The 19917-nt window shown below is 68.9% G+C and carries 19 protein-coding genes and 1 pseudogene; 12 read left to right on the top strand and 8 right to left on the bottom strand.

The genetic code is table 11. The annotated features are described in order from the left end of the window. The first annotated feature begins 22 nt into the window (after window positions 1-22). On the top strand, window positions 23-1714 hold the full coding sequence (locus ACFPZN_RS07075) for a class I adenylate-forming enzyme family protein (RefSeq protein WP_378280981.1): 1692 nt from the start codon (window positions 23-25) through the stop codon (window positions 1712-1714). Between the two features lie 74 nt (window positions 1715-1788). On the opposite strand, the gene ACFPZN_RS07070 is transcribed toward ACFPZN_RS07075, so the two are convergent. Further along, on the bottom strand, window positions 1789-2382 hold the full coding sequence (locus ACFPZN_RS07070) for an NADPH-dependent FMN reductase (RefSeq protein WP_378280980.1): 594 nt from the start codon (window positions 2380-2382) through the stop codon (window positions 1789-1791). Between the two features lie 49 nt (window positions 2383-2431). Continuing rightward, window positions 2432-5764: an acetyl-CoA carboxylase family protein gene (locus ACFPZN_RS07065; RefSeq protein WP_378280979.1), complete on the bottom strand. Its 3333-nt coding sequence runs from the start codon at window positions 5762-5764 to the stop codon at window positions 2432-2434. A gap of 120 nt (window positions 5765-5884) precedes the next feature. Between ACFPZN_RS07065 and ACFPZN_RS07060 the strand changes: the two genes are divergently transcribed. Further along, window positions 5885-7012, top strand: coding sequence for a homogentisate 1,2-dioxygenase (locus tag ACFPZN_RS07060; RefSeq protein WP_378280978.1), 1128 nt, complete (start codon window positions 5885-5887; stop codon window positions 7010-7012). A 1004-nt stretch (window positions 7013-8016) separates the two neighbouring features. Here the strand turns inward: ACFPZN_RS07060 and ACFPZN_RS07055 are convergent. The 3 genes from ACFPZN_RS07055 to ACFPZN_RS07045 all read right to left on the bottom strand — a co-directional run bounded on the left by ACFPZN_RS07055 (window position 8017) and on the right by ACFPZN_RS07045 (window position 9953). Beyond that, a complete protein-coding gene (locus ACFPZN_RS07055) occupies window positions 8017-8139 on the bottom strand; it encodes an oxidoreductase (RefSeq protein WP_378280977.1) in 123 nt (40 codons plus the stop codon). Between the two features lie 474 nt (window positions 8140-8613). Further along, window positions 8614-9459 carry an SDR family oxidoreductase gene (locus tag ACFPZN_RS07050; RefSeq protein WP_378280976.1) on the bottom strand — a complete coding sequence of 282 codons (846 nt, stop codon included), beginning with the start codon at window positions 9457-9459 and terminating at the stop codon, window positions 8614-8616. Beyond that, window positions 9456-9953 carry an SRPBCC family protein gene (locus tag ACFPZN_RS07045; RefSeq protein WP_378280975.1) on the bottom strand — a complete coding sequence of 166 codons (498 nt, stop codon included), beginning with the start codon at window positions 9951-9953 and terminating at the stop codon, window positions 9456-9458. Before ACFPZN_RS07045 ends, ACFPZN_RS07050 begins: the two co-directional genes overlap by 4 nt. A 265-nt stretch (window positions 9954-10218) precedes the next feature. On the opposite strand from ACFPZN_RS07045, the gene ACFPZN_RS07040 reads away from it, so the two are divergent. The 4 genes and pseudogenes from ACFPZN_RS07040 to ACFPZN_RS07025 all read left to right on the top strand — a co-directional run. Then, a complete protein-coding gene (locus ACFPZN_RS07040) occupies window positions 10219-10344 on the top strand; it encodes a hypothetical protein (protein WP_378280974.1) in 126 nt (41 codons plus the stop codon). A 223-nt stretch (window positions 10345-10567) separates the two neighbouring features. Next, window positions 10568-10879: an iron chelate uptake ABC transporter family permease subunit gene (locus ACFPZN_RS07035; protein WP_378280973.1), complete on the top strand. Its 312-nt coding sequence runs from the start codon at window positions 10568-10570 to the stop codon at window positions 10877-10879. Continuing rightward, a complete protein-coding gene (locus tag ACFPZN_RS07030) occupies window positions 10776-11192 on the top strand; it encodes an ATP-binding cassette domain-containing protein (RefSeq protein WP_378280972.1) in 417 nt (138 codons plus the stop codon). The genes ACFPZN_RS07035 and ACFPZN_RS07030 overlap by 104 nt, the downstream gene beginning before the upstream one ends. A 159-nt stretch (window positions 11193-11351) precedes the next feature. Then, window positions 11352-11622, top strand: a pseudogene (locus ACFPZN_RS07025) (transposase); the annotation flags it as partial. 52 nt (window positions 11623-11674) lie between these two features. On the opposite strand, the gene ACFPZN_RS07020 reads toward ACFPZN_RS07025, so the two are convergent. Then, the gene (locus tag ACFPZN_RS07020; protein ID WP_378280971.1) at window positions 11675-12265 is read right to left on the bottom strand and encodes a TetR/AcrR family transcriptional regulator; all 591 of its coding nucleotides are present in this window, start codon (window positions 12263-12265) and stop codon (window positions 11675-11677) included. Between the two features lie 178 nt (window positions 12266-12443). Between ACFPZN_RS07020 and ACFPZN_RS07015 the strand changes: the two genes are divergently transcribed. The 4 genes from ACFPZN_RS07015 to ACFPZN_RS07000 are packed head-to-tail and all read left to right on the top strand — an operon-like array spanning window position 12444 to window position 14840. After that, window positions 12444-13184, top strand: a complete 741-nt coding sequence (locus ACFPZN_RS07015; protein ID WP_378280970.1) for a hypothetical protein — start codon at window positions 12444-12446, stop codon at window positions 13182-13184. Continuing rightward, complete coding sequence (locus ACFPZN_RS07010) at window positions 13181-13960, top strand: hypothetical protein (protein ID WP_378280969.1); 780 nt, start codon at window positions 13181-13183, stop codon at window positions 13958-13960. The genes ACFPZN_RS07015 and ACFPZN_RS07010 overlap by 4 nt, the downstream gene beginning before the upstream one ends. After that, window positions 13957-14538 carry a cytochrome c oxidase subunit 3 gene (locus ACFPZN_RS07005; protein ID WP_378280968.1) on the top strand — a complete coding sequence of 194 codons (582 nt, stop codon included), beginning with the start codon at window positions 13957-13959 and terminating at the stop codon, window positions 14536-14538. Before ACFPZN_RS07010 ends, ACFPZN_RS07005 begins: the two co-directional genes overlap by 4 nt. A 5-nt stretch (window positions 14539-14543) precedes the next feature. Beyond that, window positions 14544-14840 (top strand): cytochrome C oxidase subunit IV family protein, encoded by a 297-nt coding sequence (locus tag ACFPZN_RS07000; RefSeq protein WP_378280967.1) that lies wholly within the window; start codon window positions 14544-14546, stop codon window positions 14838-14840. A gap of 1211 nt (window positions 14841-16051) precedes the next feature. Here ACFPZN_RS07000 and ACFPZN_RS06995 read toward each other — a convergent pair. Continuing rightward, window positions 16052-16246: a CsbD family protein gene (locus tag ACFPZN_RS06995; RefSeq protein ID WP_378280966.1), complete on the bottom strand. Its 195-nt coding sequence runs from the start codon at window positions 16244-16246 to the stop codon at window positions 16052-16054. A gap of 372 nt (window positions 16247-16618) precedes the next feature. Beyond that, window positions 16619-16753: a hypothetical protein gene (locus ACFPZN_RS06990; protein WP_378280965.1), complete on the bottom strand. Its 135-nt coding sequence runs from the start codon at window positions 16751-16753 to the stop codon at window positions 16619-16621. A 971-nt stretch (window positions 16754-17724) separates the two neighbouring features. Here ACFPZN_RS06990 and ACFPZN_RS06985 point away from each other — a divergent pair. After that, the gene (locus ACFPZN_RS06985; RefSeq protein WP_378280964.1) at window positions 17725-17868 is read left to right on the top strand and encodes a hypothetical protein; all 144 of its coding nucleotides are present in this window, start codon (window positions 17725-17727) and stop codon (window positions 17866-17868) included. A 457-nt stretch (window positions 17869-18325) separates the two neighbouring features. Then, window positions 18326-19783 (top strand): FAD-binding protein, encoded by a 1458-nt coding sequence (locus ACFPZN_RS06980; RefSeq protein ID WP_378280963.1) that lies wholly within the window; start codon window positions 18326-18328, stop codon window positions 19781-19783. The last annotated feature ends 134 nt before the right edge of the window (window positions 19784-19917 follow it).

The raw sequence follows: 19917 nt of genomic DNA, 5'->3' as shown, positions 1-19917 counted from the left end.
AGAATTCGATCTGGGGAGTGTCATGGACGTGCTCGCGGAGCTGCGCCGGGACGACCGGCTGGTGATCGAGGGCCTGCGCGAAGGAGCCCGGCGCCACGGCGACCGGCCGCTCATGGTGGCCGAGGAGTCGGGCACCACGTTGTCCTACGGGGACTTCGACGAGGCGGTGCGGCGTGTGGCCGGCGGGTTCCTGCGGCTCGGCCTGGCCACCGGCGACCGCGTCGCGGTGTTCACCCGCGACCCGGTCACCGCGGCGACGGCGATGTTCGCCGCCTGGCGCGCCGGTCTCATCTACACGCCCGTCAACTTCAATCTGACCGCCGGCACGCTGGCCTACCAGCTCGCGGACGCCCGTGTCGGGGTGGTCGTCTGCGAACGGGCCCTGCTCGCGGCACTGGCCGAGGTGAGCGATGCCCTGACGACCGCCTGCGTGGTCATCGACGGGGACGGCCCCGCCGAGGTCCCCGCACGCCTGCCGGCAGGGCGCCGCGTGCTCACCTGGGCGGAGCTGGCGGACGGTCCGGCGTCGGAGCCCGCGGTGAGCCGGATGCCCTCCGATCCGGCCAACATCATCTACACCAGCGGGACCACAGGGCGTCCCAAGGGCGTCGTCCAGCCCTTCCGGTGGATGAACCAGTACACGTTCTTCGTACGCCGGATGATCGGGCCCGGTGACGTGGTCTACAACGACCTGCCCCTCTACCACGTCGGTGGAGCGATCTTCAATGTCGCCCGTGCGGTGTGGGCGGGGGCGACGGTGGCCGTCTGGCAGAAGTTCAGCAGCCACGACTTCTGGGGCCGGGTGCGGCGAACGGAAGCGACCACGGCGGTGCTGCTGGACGTGATGATCCCCTGGCTGATGAACGAGCCGGCCGCTCCCGCAGACGCCGACAACAGCCTGACCATGGTGCACATGCAACCGTTGCCGGCCTATCACCACGCCTTCGCCGAGCGCTTCGGTGTGCCGTTCGTGACGGCGGGCTTCGGCCAGACGGAGACCGGCTGCTCCTACTTCGGGGTGATCGACGAGGCACCGGGCCGGGACGACCCCTGGCACCGGAAGATCCTCGATCTGCTCGCCGGGTTCGGCGCGCCCGTCATGAAGGGCGACGCCCCGATCGGGAAGGGCTTCATGGGACGGCCGGCCCCGTTCATGGAGGTCGCGGTGCTCGACGAGATGGACGAGCCGGTCGAGGGGGACGGCACGGGCGAGCTGGCGGTGCGGCCCCGGCTTCCTCATCTGCTGCTTCGCGAGTACTTCGGCCGTCCGGACGCCACCGCCGCGGCCACCCGCAACCTCTGGTTCCACACCGGCGATCTGGTGCGCCGCACCGGCGACGGCCATGCCTACTTCGTGGACCGCGTGGGCGACCGCATCCGCACGCGGGGCGAGAACATCTCCTCCGCCCAACTGGAGGACCTGCTCAACGGCATGCCCGGAGTGGCCGTCTCCGCCGTCGTCCCCGTCGCCGGCGCCGACTCCCTCGAACATGACATCGCCGCCTTCGTGGTTCCGGTCGACGACGAGCAGGGGGGAACGCTGAGCGAGCAGGAGGTGCTCGACTGGGCCCAGGAGAACGTCCCCCGGTTCATGCGCCCCCGGTACGTCCGGGTGATCCCCGAACTGCCCAGGACCCCCACCAACAAGATCGAGAAGTATCGGCTGCGGGCGCGGATCGCCGAAGAACTCGGCCGCGAGCACGCGTCGGGCTGAGCCCGGCACACGCGCAACGATTCGGCCCGTGCTCGCCCCTCACCAGCGGCGGAAGGCGAGCACGGGCCGGACCATCACCACATGAACGGCGAGTCCCTGCGGGCCCGCCGCAGCGCACGGGCCCACCACTCCAGCTCGGCGAGCATCGTCGCCGTCGCCGTGCTCACCTGCGCCGCCTGCCGCGGCCGGCCGTGCTCGTCGAACTGCTCGAACATCATGTGGAAACTCACGGTGTTGCGCACGGTCACCGCGCGCAGCTCCGCGAAGACCTGCCGCAGATGCTCGACGGCCCGCAGCCCTCCGGACAGCCCCCCGTAGGACACGAAGGCCACCGGCTTGCCCCGCCACTCCAGATGCACCGAGTCGACCGCGAGCTTCAGCGAGGCGGGGAAGCTGTGGTTGTACTCGGCGGTGATGACCACGAAGGCGTCGGCCGCCTCGATGCGGGCCGCCAGCGCACGGACCTCGGCGGACTCGTACACACCCGTGTTCACCGGTGCCGCCTGCATGACCACCGGCAACGGCACCTCGGCCAGGTCGATCACATCCACCTCGGCCTTGAGGTGCAGGCCCACCTCTCCCGAGAACCACGTGGCGACCGTGGTCGCGAACCGGCCGTCACGGGTGCTGCCGACGATCACCGCCAGCCTGATCGGCTCCTCCTGCATGGCACGTCCACCTTTCGTCACACCTGTCGTCACACTTGCCGTCACCTGGTCACCAACTGTCGACGAGATGCCTGCGGCCCTCCGCCCGTGCGGGACGGGACGGCGGCCGGGCGGCCAGGGCGTGCGCGAGTCGCGCACGTGTCTCGGCCGGATCGACGACGTCGTCGATCTCGAAGTAGGTGGCGGCGTTCAGCGCCTTGCCGCGCTCGTACTCCCCGGCCACCATCTCCTCGTAGACGCGCTGCCGCTCGGCCGGGTCCTCGATCGCCGCGAGCTCGGCACGATGGGCCAGCCGGACGGCGCCCTCCAGGCCCATCGCCCCGAACTCACCGGTCGGCCACGCGATCGTGAAGATCGGCAGGCGCCAGCTCCCGCCGGCCATCGCGACACCGCCCAGCCCGTACCCCTTGCGCAGGACGACCGTGAACGTGGGAACGGTCAGGGCCGCCCCGAGGAGGAACAACCTGGCGAAGTGGCGCACCTGGGCCTGTTTCTCGGCCTCGGGTCCGACCATGAAGCCGGGGGTGTCGCACAGGAACAGCACCGGCAGGTCGAAGGCGTCGCACAGCCGCAGGAAGCGCGTGGCCTTGTCGGCGGCATCGGCATCGATGGCACCGCCAAGGCGCAGCGGATTGTTGGCCACGATGCCCACGGGCCGGCCCTCGACGCGGGCCAGGGCGGTCACGATCGCCGTCCCGAACCCCTCGCGCAGCTCCAGCACGGAGCCGCTGTCGGCCAGCACGGAGATCACGGACCGGATGTCGTAGACGCGTTTGCGGTTCTCCGGGACCAGCCACCGCAGCGTGCGCTGGTCCTCGCATTCCCAGGAGGAGAGCGGCCCCTGGAAGTAGGCCAGGTAGCGCCGCGCCGTCTCCACCGCCGCGCGGTCGTCGGCCACCAGGACGTCGATGACGCCGTTGGCGGTCTGCACCGATGCCGGCCCGACCTCCTCGGGGGCGAAGCGGCCCAGTCCAGCGCCCTCGATCATCTGCGGACCCGCCATGCCTATGGTGGCGTCGGCGGTCGCGATGATGACGTCGCAGCAGCCCAGCAGCGCCGCGTTGCCGGCGAAGCAGCGTCCCGACGCGACACCGACGGTCGGCACCAGCCCGCTGAGTCCCGAGAACAGGGGGAAGGTGACGAGGTCGCCGTAGCCGACACCGGCGTAGTCGGTGTCGCCGGGCCGGCCTCCCCCACCCTCCGCGAACAGCACCACGGGAAGCCGGAACCGCTTGACCAGATCGAACAACCGGTCGGACTTGCGGTGTCCCTGCATTCCCTGGGTTCCGGCCAGCACGGTGTAGTCGTAGGACATCACCGCGCAGGACGCCCGCTCGTCCGGGAAGTCGGCACCGTTGATCCGGCCGATACCCGCGACGAGCCCGTCGGCCGGTGTCCGGTCGATGAGATCGGCCAGGTCCCGCCGGGCGCGCTGCGCGGCCACGGCCAGCCCGCCGTACTCGACGAAACTGCCGTCGTCGCACAGATCCGCCACGTTCTCCCGCGCCGTCCGCCGGTTCAGGCGGTGCCTCGACCGGACCGCCTCGGGCCGTGCCTCGTCCAGGATCGCCGTCCGGTGCCGCAGCACCTCCTGGAGGTCGGGGCGGATCGCGTCGAGGTCCAGGACGCGGTCCGCCGTGTCCTCCGCAGCAGTGCCGCCGGTGTCGTCCAGGATCGCCAGCCGGGAACCATGCTCGACGACGTCGCCGACGGACACGCAGATCTCACGCACCACCCCGCCGCTCGACGCGGTGACCACGGTCTGCATCTTCATGGCCTCGATCACCGCCACCTGGCCGCCGGGCCGCACGTCGTCACCCGCGGCGACGGTCACCTCGACGACGACACCGGGCGACGGAGCCCCGACCGAGGTCGATCCCGGCGGCAGGTCCGGCGACTCGTCCTTCCCGGTGGCCAGGTCGTGTTGCACGAAGGCGGAGGCGGCCTCGGTCAGCTCCGCGGCGTTCTCATCGACGAATCCGGTGACCAGTCGGCCCGCCGTGAACGCGGGATGGCGCAGGACGGCGCGCAGCAGCCCGAGGTTCACCGCGACCCCCTCCAGGCGGAACTCGCGCAGCGCCCGGTCGGCCTTCGCGGCGGTGACGGCGACCTCCTCGGAGGCGGTGTGCACGACCACCTTGGCAAGCAGCGAGTCGTACCGGGGGTTGACGGTGTATCCCGCCAGGCCGCAGCCATCGACGCGGACCCCCGGTCCGGTGGGCGGCTCGTAGACCGACAGCGTGCCGCCCTCCGCGCGGGTGGAGCCGTCCGGCGACATCATCTCGGCGTTGACGCGCACCTGGATCGCCCGGCCGCGGACGCGGGGAGCCTCGCCCGGGCCCAGTCCCAGGTCGCCGAGCGAGGCCCCGGCGGCGATGGCGAGCTGCGTGGCGACCAGGTCGACCCCGGTGACCTCTTCGGTGACCGTGTGCTCCACCTGCAGCCGCGGGTTGACCTCCAGGAAGACGAAACGTCCGTCCGGACGGAGCAGGAACTCGACCGTGGCGACACCGCGCAGCCGCACAGCCTCGGCCAGCCGCCGGGCCGCGCCGCCGAGCTCGCGGCGCACCGGTTCGGGCAGCGCCACGGCGGGCGCCGTCTCGATGAGCTTCTGGTGTCGGCGCTGGACGCTGCACTCCCGCTCCCCGAGGTCGGTGACCGCCCCGGTCCCGTCCCCGACGACCTGCACCTCGATGTGCCGCGCGCGCTGGATGAGCTCCTCGGCATAGACCGCGCCGCTGCCGAACGCCAGCCCTGCCTCGGCGGACGCCCGGACGTACGCCTCGTCCAGTTCGCTCTCGTCACGCACCACACGGATGCCCCGCCCGCCACCGCCTGAGACGGATTTCAGGAGGATCGCCGCGCCGTCTCCGAGTTCTGCGAGGAACGCCTTGGCCCGCTCGACCGTGACGGGTTCATCGGGCCCCGCGGAGACCGGGATGCCGCAGTCGCGGGCCAGCCGCCGGGCGGCGAGCTTGTCACCGAACAGCGCGAGCGTCCGGGGCCGGGGCCCGACGAACACGAGCCCTAGGCGTTCGCACTCGGCGGCGAACTCGGTGCTCTCACTGAGGAAGCCGTATCCGGGATGCACGGCGACGCATCCGGCGCGCCGGGCGACGTCGACGAGCTGGGCGATGTCGAGATACGCGCCGGGGCCGCCACCCGTCAGTCCTACCGCCTCGTCGGCGTGGGCACGGTGGGGGGAGGCGGCGTCGTCCTCGGCGTAGACGGCCACGCTGCGGATGTCGCACTCGGCCGCGGTGCGCGCGACCCGGATCGCGATCTCTCCTCGGTTGGCGATGAGCAGCCCCCCGGCCGACCACTCCGCGGGGGCGGGCGGGTCCGGCCATGTTTCCGGTTCGTTGCTGACAGCTCTTGGCATCCGATCTCCTCCAGAATACTATTCTGGAGAGTAGGGCGCCGGAGGGGTGCGGGCAATAGGGTCCGTCGACTCGGAGGAATTCGGTCCGGGTATTCCGGTGAGGTGAGAGGAGTCAGGGCCATGTGGGCGAAGCACGCGCAAGGCACCGTCATACGCCAGGCCCAGGGCGCGTGGCCGCAGGGGACTTATGAGGAGCACCACGCCCGCGACGGGTTCGCCGGCGACTGCTCGCAGCTCTACCGGGCGCACCCGACGACCGAGTGGACACGGGTCGAGGGACCGATCCGGCCGCGCGGCATTCTCACCGACGACCTGCCCGCCGAGGACGACGCCGACGAACGCGCCCAGCCCACCACGCTGCTGGAGTGCGCCGACATGCGGTTGTCGATCTCCAGACGCCGGCGTCCGGCGCCGTACCTGTTCCGCAACGCCGACGGCGACACCGTCATCCTCGTCCAGCGGGGCTCGGGACTGCTGGTCTGCGACTACGGCACACTCGAGTACGGCCCGCTGGAGTACCTGGTCATCCCCAAGGGCACCAACTACCGGCTCATCCCCCACACGACAGACAACCTGTCGTACGTGGTGGAGACCACCGCCGCCGTCGGCGTTCCCGATCGAGGGCTGCTGGGCCACTTCCTGCCGTTCGACATCGGCGTCCTGGACGTCCCGCGACTGGACGCGCTCAGGGCGCACGGCTCCGGGCTGGACGGTCCGGAGTGGGAGATCGTCGTCAAACGGGGCGAGAGACTGTCGTCGATCTTCCACCCGTTCGACCCGCTGGACGTCGAAGGCTGGCAAGGCAGCGTCACCCCGTACCGGCTGAGGCTCCGCGACATCAGGCCGGTCACCTCCGAGCGGATGGACGTCCCGCCGATCACGCACGCCACCTTCGCCGCCGAAGGCGTGTGGTTCTGCACGATGGCCCCAAGGATCTGGCAGAACGACCCCGAAGCCGCACATGTCCAGCCCTACCACCGCAACGTCGACTACGACGAGATCATCATCAACCTCGGCTCCCCCGAAGGCGACGGGGTACCCGGCCGGCCCATCGGCCTCATGACAGTGACCCCGGGCGGCATGAACCACGGCCCCGGCGCGGCGATGCTGCGGCACCCCATGGAGCGCATGCCCTTCTACCTGCTCAACATCGACACCAGGCAGGCCCTGCGCCCCACATCGGCGTTCGAGCAGGCCGAGATCCCCGACTTCTACGAACGCCAGCGTTTCAGCGGCCCCGGCCGCTGAACGTCGAGCCCCGGCCCGGGCATCGGTCATGGCCGGTTGCGATCGCGGCTCGAGCCCACGCGGCGCGCATTCTGAGCGAAGACCGGGGCCGTGCGGGTCGCCGGGATTGCGAAGTCAACCGAAGAATGCCGCGCGATACGTCCGGCCGGCGCTCAAATCAGTACTCGGTCGCCCCCAAGAAGTCCGACAACATCGATGCGATGGTGCTGGCCGACATCCTGCGCACCGGGACCTGCCCGAGGACTCCGAGTCGGCCCACGCGATCGCAGTGCCGGCCCGTGCCCACCTGGACACAGCCAGGACGTGGGGCCCGCTCGGCCCGGCAAGCAGCCGCTCGGGGAAGTACGACCCCGACCGCCGCTCGGACATGGCCAACTCGATCATCCCGGCCCAGGTTCGCCGAGGTCGGCGCCGCGAACCTCGTCGGCCTCCGGCCGACAGGGCGCCTCAGCCATCATCATGACCAGCGACCGCAGCACACCGGGCCGCCCCGATCTGCTCGGCCGACCGGCTCGCAGCCTCCAACGCCGAACCGAGAAACGTGTTCATCAACCTGGCCGGGGTCTGGCTGGGGATGCGCAGGACCCCTATCCGGTCCTTCGGGGAGCCACTGGCGCGACCGGCTCCAGGCCGCGTCGGTGTAGCCACAATGGTCGCCGCCGAAGAACGTGACCCTGCCGGGAGTGTTGCCAGCGGGCAGGCAGGTTCGGGTTGGCCAGGAACAGGGCGCCGTAGGCGATCAGGTCGGCGATGCCGTCCTCGATCAGCGACAGCTCGTCTGGACGGGTTGAGGATGAAGGTGCGGCCATTCCTTGTGCAGGCGCAGCACCACCTCGCGGGCACCGGAGGACTCCATCGGGTGCAGGTAGGGCAGCTTCAGCGGGCTCAGCCGGGCGACCAACGCGCTGGTAGGTCTCGGTGGCGCCCCGGACCCGGCCCTCTGCTGACCCGCCCCACCCGTCGGCGCGCCGGTTGGAGTCGGGCGCCAGGAACTGGTGGATCAGCTAGCCATTCGCGCCGTGCAGCTCCAATCCGTCGAACCCGGCCGCAACCGCGTTGCGGGCCGTGTCGGCGAAGTCGGCGATCGTAAGAGCGATCTCCTCCCCCGTCAGATGCTGGGGCTTCAAGAAGTCCTTCGGACCCTCGTGAGGGTAGACCTGGCCGACCGCTGCGACCGGAGACGGCCTACCGGGTGCAGGCCACCGGGCAGGAAGTCGGTGTGGCCGACCCTGCCGGCATGCATCGCATCGGTGATCTTCTGCCACGCCGCCACCTGCTGATCAGAGTGCAGGCCCGGTGTCGGGGCAGCCCTTGCCCTCGGTCACGATCAAGCCCGCCGACGCCCGCTGGCCCCGTAAGCACGGCCGCGGGTCATCAGCGCCATCACGATACGCCTGGCCGGCCGCTCGCGGCCCAGCTCAATGGGGTCGAATGCCGTAGTCGTGATCACTTCCTCGTCCTGGGGGACTGCCGGAAGCCGATGCCTCACCTCGGTCCTTCGGCGAGCGTCCTCGCCGGCACATCGGACGGCGAAAGAGCCGCGGGGCAACATCGAGCGGACGTGGCACGTCAGCGCCACAATCAGCCATTCGGGACGATCGTCAGCGAAAGTAGTCGACGTGCCGCTCTGCCCACTCCCGATATGTCGTCGGCGGCCTGCCCGTGATTCGTTCGACCGTGTCGACCGGATCGCTCCACGCCACCTGATCACTTCGCAGCGCCTCGACGATCGCGGTGGCGTCTGTGGCGCTGTAGGCGTGTTCCATCATCTGGACGGCCTCACCTTCAGGCATGATCGCAAAGCGGAGCGGCCGCTCGAGGATGTCCGCGAGGATGGCGACCTGCTCAGATGGGAGCATCCGTTCGGGCCCCGTCAGCGGGTAAGTCGCACCAAGGTGCTCGTCCGATGTGAGGCATTCAAGGGCGACTTCGGCGATGTCGTCTCCGTCGATCGGGGCGACCGCCGAGTTGCCGAACGGATGGCGTACCCGTCCATCGCCACGTACCGCCGGAGCCCACATCAGCGTGTTCGCCGAGAACACGCCGGCCCTGAGGAACGTGTATCCCACTCCGGTTCCGATGAGTGCTTGCTCGGCTTCAGCATGTTCGGTCGTCAGCGGGCTGCTTCCGGCGATCTCCACCGCGAGGGACGACAGGAGCACGACGTGCTTGACCCCGCTGTCGACCAAGAGGTCGCAAAAGGTGCGGGCGTAGGAAGGCAACTGCCTGGCCGGCGCCATCAGGAAGGCGCTCTCCACTCCCCGCAGAGCGCCGGCCAGCGACGATGGATCAGTGAAGTCGCCCCGGAACGCCTCCGCCTGCGCCGGGAGGGTGGTGGAGGCAGGATCGCGCATCAGCGCTCGGCAGGACACTCCGGCGGCCGCGAGCCCTCGAACCAGCGCCCCGCCGACCTGCCCCGACGCTCCGGTCACCAGCACCCGGCTCATCGCCACGGCTCGCTGGCGAGGTAGGCCGAGAAGTTGTCGACGACCAGGTCCCACCCGTACGGAGAGAAGAACATCCGGCGGACGAAATCAGGTCGGGTGTTGAAGTGCATCCCACGGTGCTCGAGGTCGACTCGCGTGGCACCCTCACGGTGTTCGTTGAACCGCACGTCGAGCTCGCTCGTTCCCACCTCGTCGATCGAGGCGTCCACGCCGAGCATGAGCGGCCATTCACCGACGACGCGGCGCGGCGGGTCCCACACAAGCACCTTTCCTCGCCGCACACGAGAGCCGTCGATAGACCGTTCGTACCAGTCTCCGCCGACGGCAGGCTCGAACCCGATGCCCAGGACAGGCTGAGGGCCGCGCCTGTGATCGTGCGGCCACCATCCGCCCTGTCCCGATGTGAACTCCTTGAACGCGTGCAGCGGATCGCACGGCACGACGAACGTGCGCCGATAGGCGAGCCCGTCAGCGGACAACTCTTCCACCTTCACTGAACATGCCCTCCAGGCTTACTCTGCAAAACAGAAGAATTTTCTGTAGAGTAGATGACATGTCGATGCAGGTCAACACCCATACCCGGATTCGGGCGCGGCGGTCTCAGACGGCTGCCGGACGATCTGGGTGAAGCGCGTCCAACGAGTTCGCGCAGGTGAGGTGACGACGGACGAAGCGTGGACCGGACGACCCCACGCCTGGCTACGGGCGCAACTCGCCGGTCCCGGCCAGAACACGAGACCATGCGGCCACGGCGCCTCCGTGATCGATGGCCCGTTCCCGCACCGAAACAGCAACGGCACGCTGCTCTTGTCCGTGGTCCTGGCCGTCATGATCCTCGAGGGCTGGGCGGCGGGGATCGCGGCGATGTGTTCCTCGATCCGCTGAGGGATCCGCTCGATCGTGGCGGTCAGCACGTCGACTGGTCCAGCGGCATCTGGGCGAGCCCGGCGTGGTGGTCGTCGAAGAAACCGGACCCAGAACATGAACGCCCTGATGGCCGGGGACGACGCCGCGGCCGGGCCCGGCGCCTCGGTGCGGTCGCTGCGGATCGCGCTGCTGGTCACGGGATCGCTGCTCACCGCGACGGCGGAATCGGTTCGTCGGGCTGATGGTCCCGCACACGACGCGGTTCCCCGTCGGCGGCGACCACCGGCGGGTGCTGCCGGTGGCCATGCTGCTCGGCGCGGTGTTCCTGGTCGCGGTGGACATCGCCACCCGCACCGTGGACCGTCCGAACGAGCCGCCCGTCAGCATCTTCACCACCGCGCTCGGCATGCCCTGTTGCTGCTGCGGCGTCCTGCGACGGGGGGCGCGTGATGCGGCTGGACATCGCGGACCTCACCGCCGAGATCGGCTCCAAGCGCGTGGTCGCCGAACCCCACCGGTTCATCGGGCCCATCGGCCCCAACGGCAGCGGTAAGTCGACGCTGCTGCGCACCGTCTACCGGGCACTGCGGCCCACCGGCGGGATCGTGTCGCTGGACGGGCGGAACCTGTGGCGGATGCCCGCCAGACAGGCCATCCGGCAGCGCGCGGTGGTGCCCCAGCACGACGACCGGCGGCATTCGATCAGGTGTGGGAACGGGCGATTCCCCACCCGCAGTACAAACTCCCTTGGCCTCAGTAAGGAGGAAGGGGCCCGGCCCCTGCCACAGCTAGGGCGAGAGAGCGTGCAGCCCACTACTCCGGATGGGCGGGTGTCGATCTTGATGCCTGCCGACCGGCCAAACTGAGGACCGCCGAGACGGCGTCTCACCAGCTCAGAGCAACTTCTTCATCCCAGCGCTCTTCTGGCCTTCCAGAATTCACGGTCCACCATCACCACTGACAGTCACCAGATGCTGACAAGCCGACCGGTGCCGCTGCGACGCCGCCACACGTCGGCACGCCTGTCCACGCAGCCATGGGTGGCCGCACTGGTGTGCACCGTATTCGACCAGCCCGCCGCCGAGGAAGCACAGGCCCGGCACGCCCGTGTGGTCGACTTCCTGCAGGCCGAGCATCTGGAACCAGGCCAAGGGCGATTTGAAAGCCTTCGCGGCTTTCCTGCGGCAGCTGTGACGGCAGATCTGGTCGAACGCTCCCCAGGAGCGGTTGGACAAGGAGATCCGCCGCAGCACCGACGTGGTCGATATCTTCCCTGACCGGGCCGCGATCGTCCGCTCACCGTTCCGACGCCTCGACGCCCGCCGCCGCGCCTTGGCGCCTGGCGTGTTCAGGGATGCTGGTGGCCGTTGATCAGGGTGCTGATCTCTCGGGCGAGAGGTCCGGCCAGGGGGCGGTCGAAGAAGTCGGCGGCGGCCCAGTCCCTGATGCCGTCGGCGACGAGCATCTGGGCGATGCGCGCGGTCCGGGCGACGTCCGCCTCTGCGGGGATCTTGCCGTCGCGCTGCGCCTGCTGGAACGGCTCGAGGAAGAGGAAGGCGAGGTCGGCGTCGGTGGCGCCGTCGGCCAGGGCGCGCCGTTCGGTGCGGTAGGTCTCGATGACGGCTTCGAAGATCAGCTCTGGGGGGTAGCGGCGCATGTTGTGCTCCAGGAGCTCGATGACGGCTTCGATCAGGTCGACGAGCTCGTAGGGGCGGGACGCGACGGCCTCGGCGGCGCGATGGGCGTCGCGCATGGTGAACACCTCCATCTCCCAGAGCACGTCTTCCTTGCGGGCGAAGTACACGTAGAACAACGCCTTGGAGACGCCGGCGGCCTTGCAGATGTCGGTGACCGTGGTCTCGGCGAAGCCCTTGGTCCGCCACAGAGCCAGCGCCCCCTGCACGATCGCGTCCCGGCTGACGTGGGAACGCGCGCGCACAGGAACGGCCCTTCCCTGACCATGGTCATGTTTCGATCTGGGAGGAACTTTCGCCATGGCAACGGATCCTACCGCATCTCGATCATTGACTACCGTCAGGAAACGATGCATGCTGCCAGCACAGAAGTACCCCTCGCGCATGAGGAGAACGCGCTTTACAGCCAGAGAAGAGGAAGGTATGCAGGTCCTCACAGAGAAAGAGGAATCGGCCGTCTCGGCTCTGCGGGCCCAGCAGGTGATCTTGTGGTCCGCGCCCGTGCTCGGTCTCGTCCTGCTGGTGCTGTTCGTCGCCTTCCCGGGCTTCTTCCCGCCCATGTCGCCGGACATGAGCGCGGCCGAGGTCGGGACGTTCTACCGGGACAACACCCCGCTGATCCGGTTCAGCATGGTCGGCTTCAACCTGTTCGGCATCCTGATCGTCCCGTTCTTCGTGCTGATCATGGTGCAGATGCAGCGGATGCGTAGCGAGAGCCACATCTACGCCTTCTCCTATCTCACCTCCGTCGTGGCCGGGGCGACCCTGTTCGCGCTGTCGAACGTCTTCTTCGCCGTGGCCGCCTTCCGGCCCGGCCGGGGTGACGAACTGATCCAGGTGCTCAACGACCTGGCCTGGATCATCTTCATCGCGCCGATCGGCATGCTGGTCGCCCAGTTCGCGCTCCTGGCCCTGGCCGTCTACGCCGACGACCGCCGGGCGCCGGTCTTCCCGCGCTGGGTGGGGCACTACTCGTTGCTGACCGCGCTGGCCATGGTGCCCTCGGCGGGTGCGGCCGTGTTCCGCGACGGTCCGCTGGCATGGGACGGGCTGGTGTCGTTCTGGCTGCGCAACGGCGCCTTCACGCTCTTCGTCGCGGTGATGTTCTTCATCCTGCGCATCGCCCTGAAACACCAGGCCGAGCAGAAAAGGGCGACGTCATGACGGACACGGCCGCCGTTCTCACCGAGGACGGCTCCGGCGGGCCGCCGAAGCCGGAACGCCTGGGCAAGCGGGAGGTCTGGATCTTCTACTGGGCGTTCAGCGTCTTCTACACCGCCCTGTCGGTCGGGATATGCCTGCTGGGGCGGGCCACCCCGCCGCCCCGCCCGGACGTCAACGCCATGCAGGCCGCGGCCTGGTTCGACCAGCACCAGCTAGGCATCCAGGTGGGCTTCGTGTTCCTCCTGGTGATCGCCGGAGGCGCCGCGATCTCCAACGGGATCATCGGCTACTTCATGATGCGCATGTCATCCGGCAAGATGCTCGCCTACGCCTACATCGCCACCATGGGCGTGGGCGCCATCCCCGGGTTCCAGTTGATCCTGGCCTGCTGGCTCACCGCGACCTTCCGCCCCGACCGCTCCCCCGACGTCCTGTATCTGCTCTACGACCTGGGCATGCTGTCCTACAACGGATCTCTCGGCTGCTTCACCGCCGCCTACACCGTCATGGCCATCGCCATCCTCTACGACAAAAACGGCATCTTCCCCAAATGGTTCGCCTACATCACCATCTGGCAGATCGTCACCGAGATCCTGGCCAGCCAGATGTGGCTCCACCACTCCGGCGCCTTCGCCTGGAACGGCATGATCACGCTCTACATCGCCCTCGTCGTCTTCGGCCTGTGGATCGTCTGCTTCCTGGCCCTTTTCCGCATCGCCGCCAGTCGCGAAACCGTGGACACCCCCGCCCTCTACGAGTTGCAGGACGCCCGATGACCGCCGCCCTGCGAAACGGTCGGCCGGCCCGGGAACGGCGACTGCCCGGCGACGTCGACATGTGGGTCATGGTCCTCGGCGACCTGTTCTTCTTCGGCTGCTACTTCGTCACCTACATGGTCTTCCGCGCCATGTCCGCCGAAGAGTTCACCGCCTCCCAGCGACACCTGAGCGTCGGCATCGGCGTCACCAACACCGTCGTCCTCCTCACCAGCTCCCTGTTCGCCGCCCTCGCCGTGATCGCCGTCCGGGAAGGGGCGGTGCGCAACGCCCAGCGGCTGCTCCTGGCCACCGGCGCGTGCGGAGTGCTGTTCACCCTGATCAAGGCCTACGAGTGGTACGTCGAGATCAGCCGGGGTTACACGATCCAGGACGAGTTCTTCGGCTTCTACTACGTCCTCACCGGCGTCCACCTCGTCCACGTGGCCTTCGGGCTGATCATCCTGGGCGTCGCGGTCCGCGAGCTACGCGACACCCGCAGGAGGCGGCCCACGATCGTCGAGCAGAGCGTCCTGTTCTGGCACATGATCGACCTGCTGTGGGTCGTCATCTTCGCCATCCTCTACCTGATGAGGTGACCCACGTGACCACACCCACCGACCAGGCCCTCAAGAAGGACAAGCGGACCGTCCTGATCGCCTGGGCCGCCCTGTCGGCCGCGACCGTCCTCGCCTGGCTCCTCACCCCCGGCGAATCCCAGTCCGCGACGGTCGTGGGCAAGGAACTCGTCGCCGCCATCGTCGTGCTCGGCCTGGTCAAATGCCGCCTGATCATCCACTACTTCATGGAGGTCCGCCACGCGCCCCGCTGGCTGCGGCTCGCCACCGACGGCTGGCTGGCCGTCCTCTGGCTGGCCCTGCTGGTCATCTACCTCGTCTGACAGCGGCAGGCCGAACGATCGGCCGGACCCCGAGCCGATCGTTCGGCCGCCGAAACCTTCCACCACGGTGGCCCGCGATCCAGTCCGAGCTGTCGCTGTGGACGCGGGACCCGATGGGCGTCGCCACCCGGCGGCACGGTCGGCGCGTTCTCGGCCGGTCGCAAGGCGCTGGACCTACCCGGCCAATGGCCAAAGAGAATCCTCGGTGGGTCATCGCCGAATTCAGGATGAGGTGCTGGGTCTGGGGCATCGAGTCGGTGAAGGCACCGCCGGCGGATCTTGGCCGCCGTGGAGAGGCCGAAGGGCGTATAGCCGCGCTGGTCATCGTCAGCGACGGCGGCAGGCCCGAGCCCAAGGAGGCGACCGTACGGTTCGCGCTGCTGCAAGCGCGGGTGTGCGGGCTCGCTCGGATGCCAACTGGTGGACGACCCCACCACCGTCGACCTGCCGGCCAAACCACGCCACCTGGTCGAAACCGTCTGGGAGCCGACGTTCCGCCGCCCCTGTCACTGGAGCAGACCCCGTGGCTGGGTCCGCGTGGTTCCGGCCCTCGGTCAACATCCCCAACCCGCCGCCCGCGGCCCCACCCGGTTGGGCCGCGAAGATCAATGTGCTCCTGATCTGGGGGTGTAATGCGGCCCGGCCAGGCTGCTTTACTGCGCCGGGCAGATGGGCATCGACCGCACGAACCCTTCGGCTCTGGCCGCCGACGGCGCCATCGGACCCCCTGGGCACCGGCCGACCCAAGCTTGGCGGCAGCCACCGCGCCCATCCCGGGAGTGTTCTTCACATGAACGCCGCCTCGGCGAATGCACGCAGCGGCCGCGTCGTGCTCGGGAGCCTGGCGGGTGCGGTGCTGCTACATGGCCGTTGCACGCCGGAAGATGCGGAAAGGACAACGCCGAGCGTTGCCCGAAGCTCTGCGCACCCGACCGTCCCGCAGCTGCAGAACGCTCCTGCGGTCACACTGACGGACCTCGTCTGGGAGGACTGCCGCGGCGTACGACTCCCCCACGCTTCCAACGACGGCCCGCCAACCTCCGGGACGGCCTGGCGAACGGTTACTCGCGTACGCCCGAGGGGCGCTGTCGGCAGCGATACATCAACCTGCGCGTCAACGCCCGCTGGGGCCTGACGTGTTCGAACCGACGACCACTCGACAGGGCGCCGGGCCAGGCAACGACCAGTCTGTCGCGGCGCACGTGCGAACATCACCGCTCGGTGGTGCGGCGCACCTCCCGGGCCGCGTCCTTGACTTTCTCGCCGACCTGCTTGGCGCCGCCCGCAATGCGGTCCTTGCGGCCCTCAGCCTTCAGGTGCGGATCGCGCGACTCGTGCCCCGCCTCCTCCTTGGCGCGCCCCTTGGCACGCTGCGTCTTGTTCTTCAGCTTGTCGAGCAGACCCATGATGTTCCCCCCTCCGGTCGGCGCCGCGTCCGCGGCTCGTACCGGCCGATAAGGATCGCGTGCCCGCCGCGGCCCGTTCTATTCGCCCCGACAGCCCTTGGGTGCCGGATACTGTGCCACGGCCGCGACCTGAGAGCGCTCGTATTTGAGCGCTCCGAGTCGAGAACGGCACAGCCGCAACCCTCGGCGAATGAAGCCGCGTCGCTACGCCCGTGGGGACACTGCTGAGTCAGGCTTCGGAGGGGCCGGGGATCTGGTGTTGGTCGGCATTACCGGCGCGCCTTCGCCCCCCGGACGTCGCGCACCGACGCTGAGTCGGCTCCTGCCCGTGGAAACATACGGTCGGCAGAGGGGGCGGAGGACAAAGTGGAATCATGCCTTGTGGCCCGCCGATGGCATCAAGCCGCGTTCGTCCGCGTAGGAAACGACGCGGGTGGGGAGCACTTCGTCGATGAGAACGGTGCAGCCCGTGATGAACGCGACCCGGTCGGAGGTGAGGAAGGCCACGAGCTCGCCGTTGTCCTCGGGTTCGCCGACCGGTCGGTCAGGTGGTGGCCGATCCCCATCTCCCGTGCCTGCGGTGGTGACCGCGAGCAGCCCACGGGGCCGGCTGCGATCTCCTCGCCTCCTGCGCCGTCCACCACGCACACGCACGCCAGGTCGCTGGCCACAGTCGGGTCGGCGGGAAGTCGGCGTCTCGGGCCGGTGGCCGCGCAGCCCGCGTCAATGATCTAGGGACCAGGGGACCGCCCTGGCTGCCCCCCGCAGAAATTCACACATCGCCGACCGGAGCGGCGGAGACTTGCTCGCGCACGCACGGGCGACGACTGGCTGACGTTCAACGTCCGGACACCCGCCGCGAAGCGCATCGCCTTGTAGGCACCTGGTAGAGCGATTCCCAAGCGTTCTTCAACCGACTGCCAGTCAATTAACGCTCTCTCACCCCTGCCATTCCACCAGTTCGGCCAGTCTGACAACGCTCCGCACCCTCAGCAGCCTCAGACAAAGATAGTCCGAAGATATCGCGGACTGCCTTCATGGTTAGAACAGACCTCCTCAGCCTCGACGCGCTTCCCTGTGAAGGGCCAGCCAGAGAACGTCCGTACAAGCGAGGCACTCTCGACCAGTCAAGGGATCCGATCTAGGGGAATCCATTCCCCCGAACAACCGAGGTGAAGGGCCATTCCTTCACCGATTCCCAGATCGCGCGGCATGCGGGCTATTCCAGACTCGACCCTATGGTCGCGGATGAGTGCGAGATCCACATGGAGACGTTCACGCTGTTCATCAATACCTTGATCAGCAAGTGCACCCGCTCGAACCACGTGATACTCCGCTCAGCACCCTGACGGCACGAGCTGCGGGACCTGCACAGCCAAGGCTACGTCTTCGGCTACCAGCTCTACTTCACCGACGACACCGACTTCGAGGCCGGAGCCGGCAACGCGGGTGGCACCGACTGCGTCGGCATCATCGCAGTGTCATGGAACGACAACCAGGTCGTCCTGCAGTTCGGCGGCTCCTACGGAACCTTTGGCCACTGGTATCTGGCCAACGGCGACGGATACGTCATCTCGGTCAAGAAGGCGATCTTCGGCGGCACCGTCAGCGGGCTGAGCTGACCTCACCGCCCACGCACCACCTGTCCCGGTGGGACGCGACGGCCGGCCTTCCGCCGTCGGTGCCACCGGGCCCGCCTCGCCCCCGGTGCCTGACGAGTCGGCCTTGGTCGCGGGTGAGGACGTGCGGTTGTGCTCACGCTGCCTCGTGGCTTGGGGACCAGATGATCGACACGATCTGGAGAGTCGGCGCTCGCGAGGTGAGGGTTGCCGTCGATGATGCTGTCCGCCATCGGGTCTCCTCGGTTCGTGCGTCTCGGGCGGTAGACCGTGCCAGGCACGTCGCACTCATCGGTCGATCCTGCCTCGATGATGCTCGCCTGCCCCACGGCTCGCCTGTCGAGACCCGAAGCGCCGTAGTAACCCTTTTGTGGCTGTCATCCGGTTTCGTGCGGGTAGCGGCGCCGGGTGCCGTCGGCGATGATCGACGCGATGTGACCGCGCTGCGAAGGGGTCGGGTATGACGTGGCATCCGTGGAGACAGGCGTTTCTCACCGCGGGGGCGGCCGTGGTCGGTTTCGACCCGTCCACGCGCACGTGGGTCACAGACGCCGCCCAGTCTCCCGGAATGGTCGACCTGCCGCCGCTGAAGGGCAAGGTGGTGACCGATCCCGCCTCGCGCGGCCAGGCGGCCGACGACTTCGGGCACCTGGTCCATCGGACCCCCGGGGCTGTGCTGGAGCCCGGTGCCGTGTCGGACATCATGCTGATGATGAAGTACTGCCGGACGCACGACCTGCAGGTGGCCGCGCGCGGCCAGGGACACGCCACCTTCGGTCAGGGTCAGGTCGCGGGCGGTCTGATCATCGACATGACCCCGCTCAACTCGGTTGAGGTGCGGGAGGACACGGCCGTCGTGGAGGCGGGCGCGCTCTGGAGCAGCTTGGCGCAGGCGACCCTGGCCCACAACCTGACCCCTCCGGTCTTCACCGACTACCTGGAGCTCTCGGTCGGCGGCACGCTCGCGGTGGGCGGTCTCGGCGGCCAGACCCACCACCACGGAGCCCAGGTGGACAGCGTCGTGGAGCTGGAGGTCGTCACCGGGGATGCCAGCCTGAGGAGGTGTTCCGCGCAGCAGCGCCCCGACCTCTTCCGCGCGGCGCTGGCGGGAAGAGGACAGTGCGGCATCATCACCAAGGCCACCCTGCGCCTGCTGCCCGCCCCCGCGACGGTCCGCCACTACCTGCTCTCCTACCCGAGCGTCGCCGCGCTGACCGCCGACCAGCGGCGCGTGGTCAACGACGGCCGCTTCGCCTACGTGGAGGGAGAGCTCGGACTGCCGACCGGCTCCGCCGGCTGGAGCTACCAGCTCGAAGCGGTCGCCTTCTTCAACGGCACGACCCCGCCCGACGACGCCAGGCTTCTCGACGGTCTGCGCGACCAGCCCGGCGACCGGCAGATCCAGGACATGTCCTACTTCGACTTCCTCAACCGGCTCGCCGCAGGCGTCGTCTATCTGAAGTCCACAGGCGAGTGGTACCGCCCGCACCCCTGGTGGAACATGCTCCTGCCCGCGAGCCGCACCGACGCCTTCGTAGAGGCCGCCATCAAGGACCTGACCGAGACCGAGGTCGGCGCCAGCGGCGTGGTCCTGCTCTATCCCTTCCCCCGCGCCCGCCTGCACCTGCCCTTGCTGCGCCTGCCCGACGAGGAGACGGTCTTCCTCTTCACACTGCTCAGAACCGCCTCACCCGGAGCCGAGAACCCGCAGGAGATGGTGGAGGCCAACCGTTCCCTCTACCAGCGCGCCCAAGCCGTCGGGGGTTACCAATACCCGGTCGGCTCCATACCCACCACACCTGAGGAGTGGCGCGCCCACTACGGCCCCGCATGGGCCGCCTTCAAGACGGCCCGTGAACGCTACGACCCCGACGGAATCCTCACTCCGGGCCAAGGTGTCTTCCCTCCGGGACCGTGAAGTCCGCAGCCGGATCACCCGTGCCGAGTCTCGCCGCCAAGCGAAGGGCACGGTGTTGCAGGACCTTCGCGTCGCCGACGCTGGCTCCGAGCGCCGCCGCTGCCTACAGCCCTGCAAGAAGCGCAGCTCCAGCA

The sequence above is a fragment of the Actinomadura rugatobispora genome (genome assembly GCF_042656285.1).
Classification (GTDB): Bacteria; Actinomycetota; Actinomycetes; order Streptosporangiales; family Streptosporangiaceae; genus Spirillospora; species Spirillospora rugatobispora.
This window is presented reverse-complemented; position numbering and strand designations above follow the sequence as displayed.

Bases quoted from the DNA above. Each gene is read 5' to 3' on its own strand.
- ACFPZN_RS07065 (WP_378280979.1), bottom strand. From the start codon at position 5,764: ATGCCAAGAGCTGTCAGCAACGAACCGGAAACATGGCCGGACCCGCCC.
- ACFPZN_RS07005 (WP_378280968.1), top strand. From the start codon at position 13,957: ATGACCGCCGCCCTGCGAAACGGTCGGCCGGCCCGGGAACGGCGACTG.
- ACFPZN_RS07010 (WP_378280969.1), top strand. From the start codon at position 13,181: ATGACGGACACGGCCGCCGTTCTCACCGAGGACGGCTCCGGCGGGCCG.
- ACFPZN_RS07070 (WP_378280980.1), bottom strand. From the start codon at position 2,382: ATGCAGGAGGAGCCGATCAGGCTGGCGGTGATCGTCGGCAGCACCCGT.
- ACFPZN_RS07035 (WP_378280973.1), top strand. From the start codon at position 10,568: ATGGTCCCGCACACGACGCGGTTCCCCGTCGGCGGCGACCACCGGCGG.
- ACFPZN_RS07015 (WP_378280970.1), top strand. From the start codon at position 12,444: ATGCAGGTCCTCACAGAGAAAGAGGAATCGGCCGTCTCGGCTCTGCGG.
- ACFPZN_RS06980 (WP_378280963.1), top strand. From the start codon at position 18,326: ATGACGTGGCATCCGTGGAGACAGGCGTTTCTCACCGCGGGGGCGGCC.
- ACFPZN_RS06995 (WP_378280966.1), bottom strand. From the start codon at position 16,246: ATGGGTCTGCTCGACAAGCTGAAGAACAAGACGCAGCGTGCCAAGGGG.
- ACFPZN_RS07050 (WP_378280976.1), bottom strand. From the start codon at position 9,459: ATGAGCCGGGTGCTGGTGACCGGAGCGTCGGGGCAGGTCGGCGGGGCG.
- ACFPZN_RS07060 (WP_378280978.1), top strand. From the start codon at position 5,885: ATGTGGGCGAAGCACGCGCAAGGCACCGTCATACGCCAGGCCCAGGGC.
- ACFPZN_RS07075 (WP_378280981.1), top strand. From the start codon at position 23: ATGGACGTGCTCGCGGAGCTGCGCCGGGACGACCGGCTGGTGATCGAG.
- ACFPZN_RS07030 (WP_378280972.1), top strand. From the start codon at position 10,776: ATGCGGCTGGACATCGCGGACCTCACCGCCGAGATCGGCTCCAAGCGC.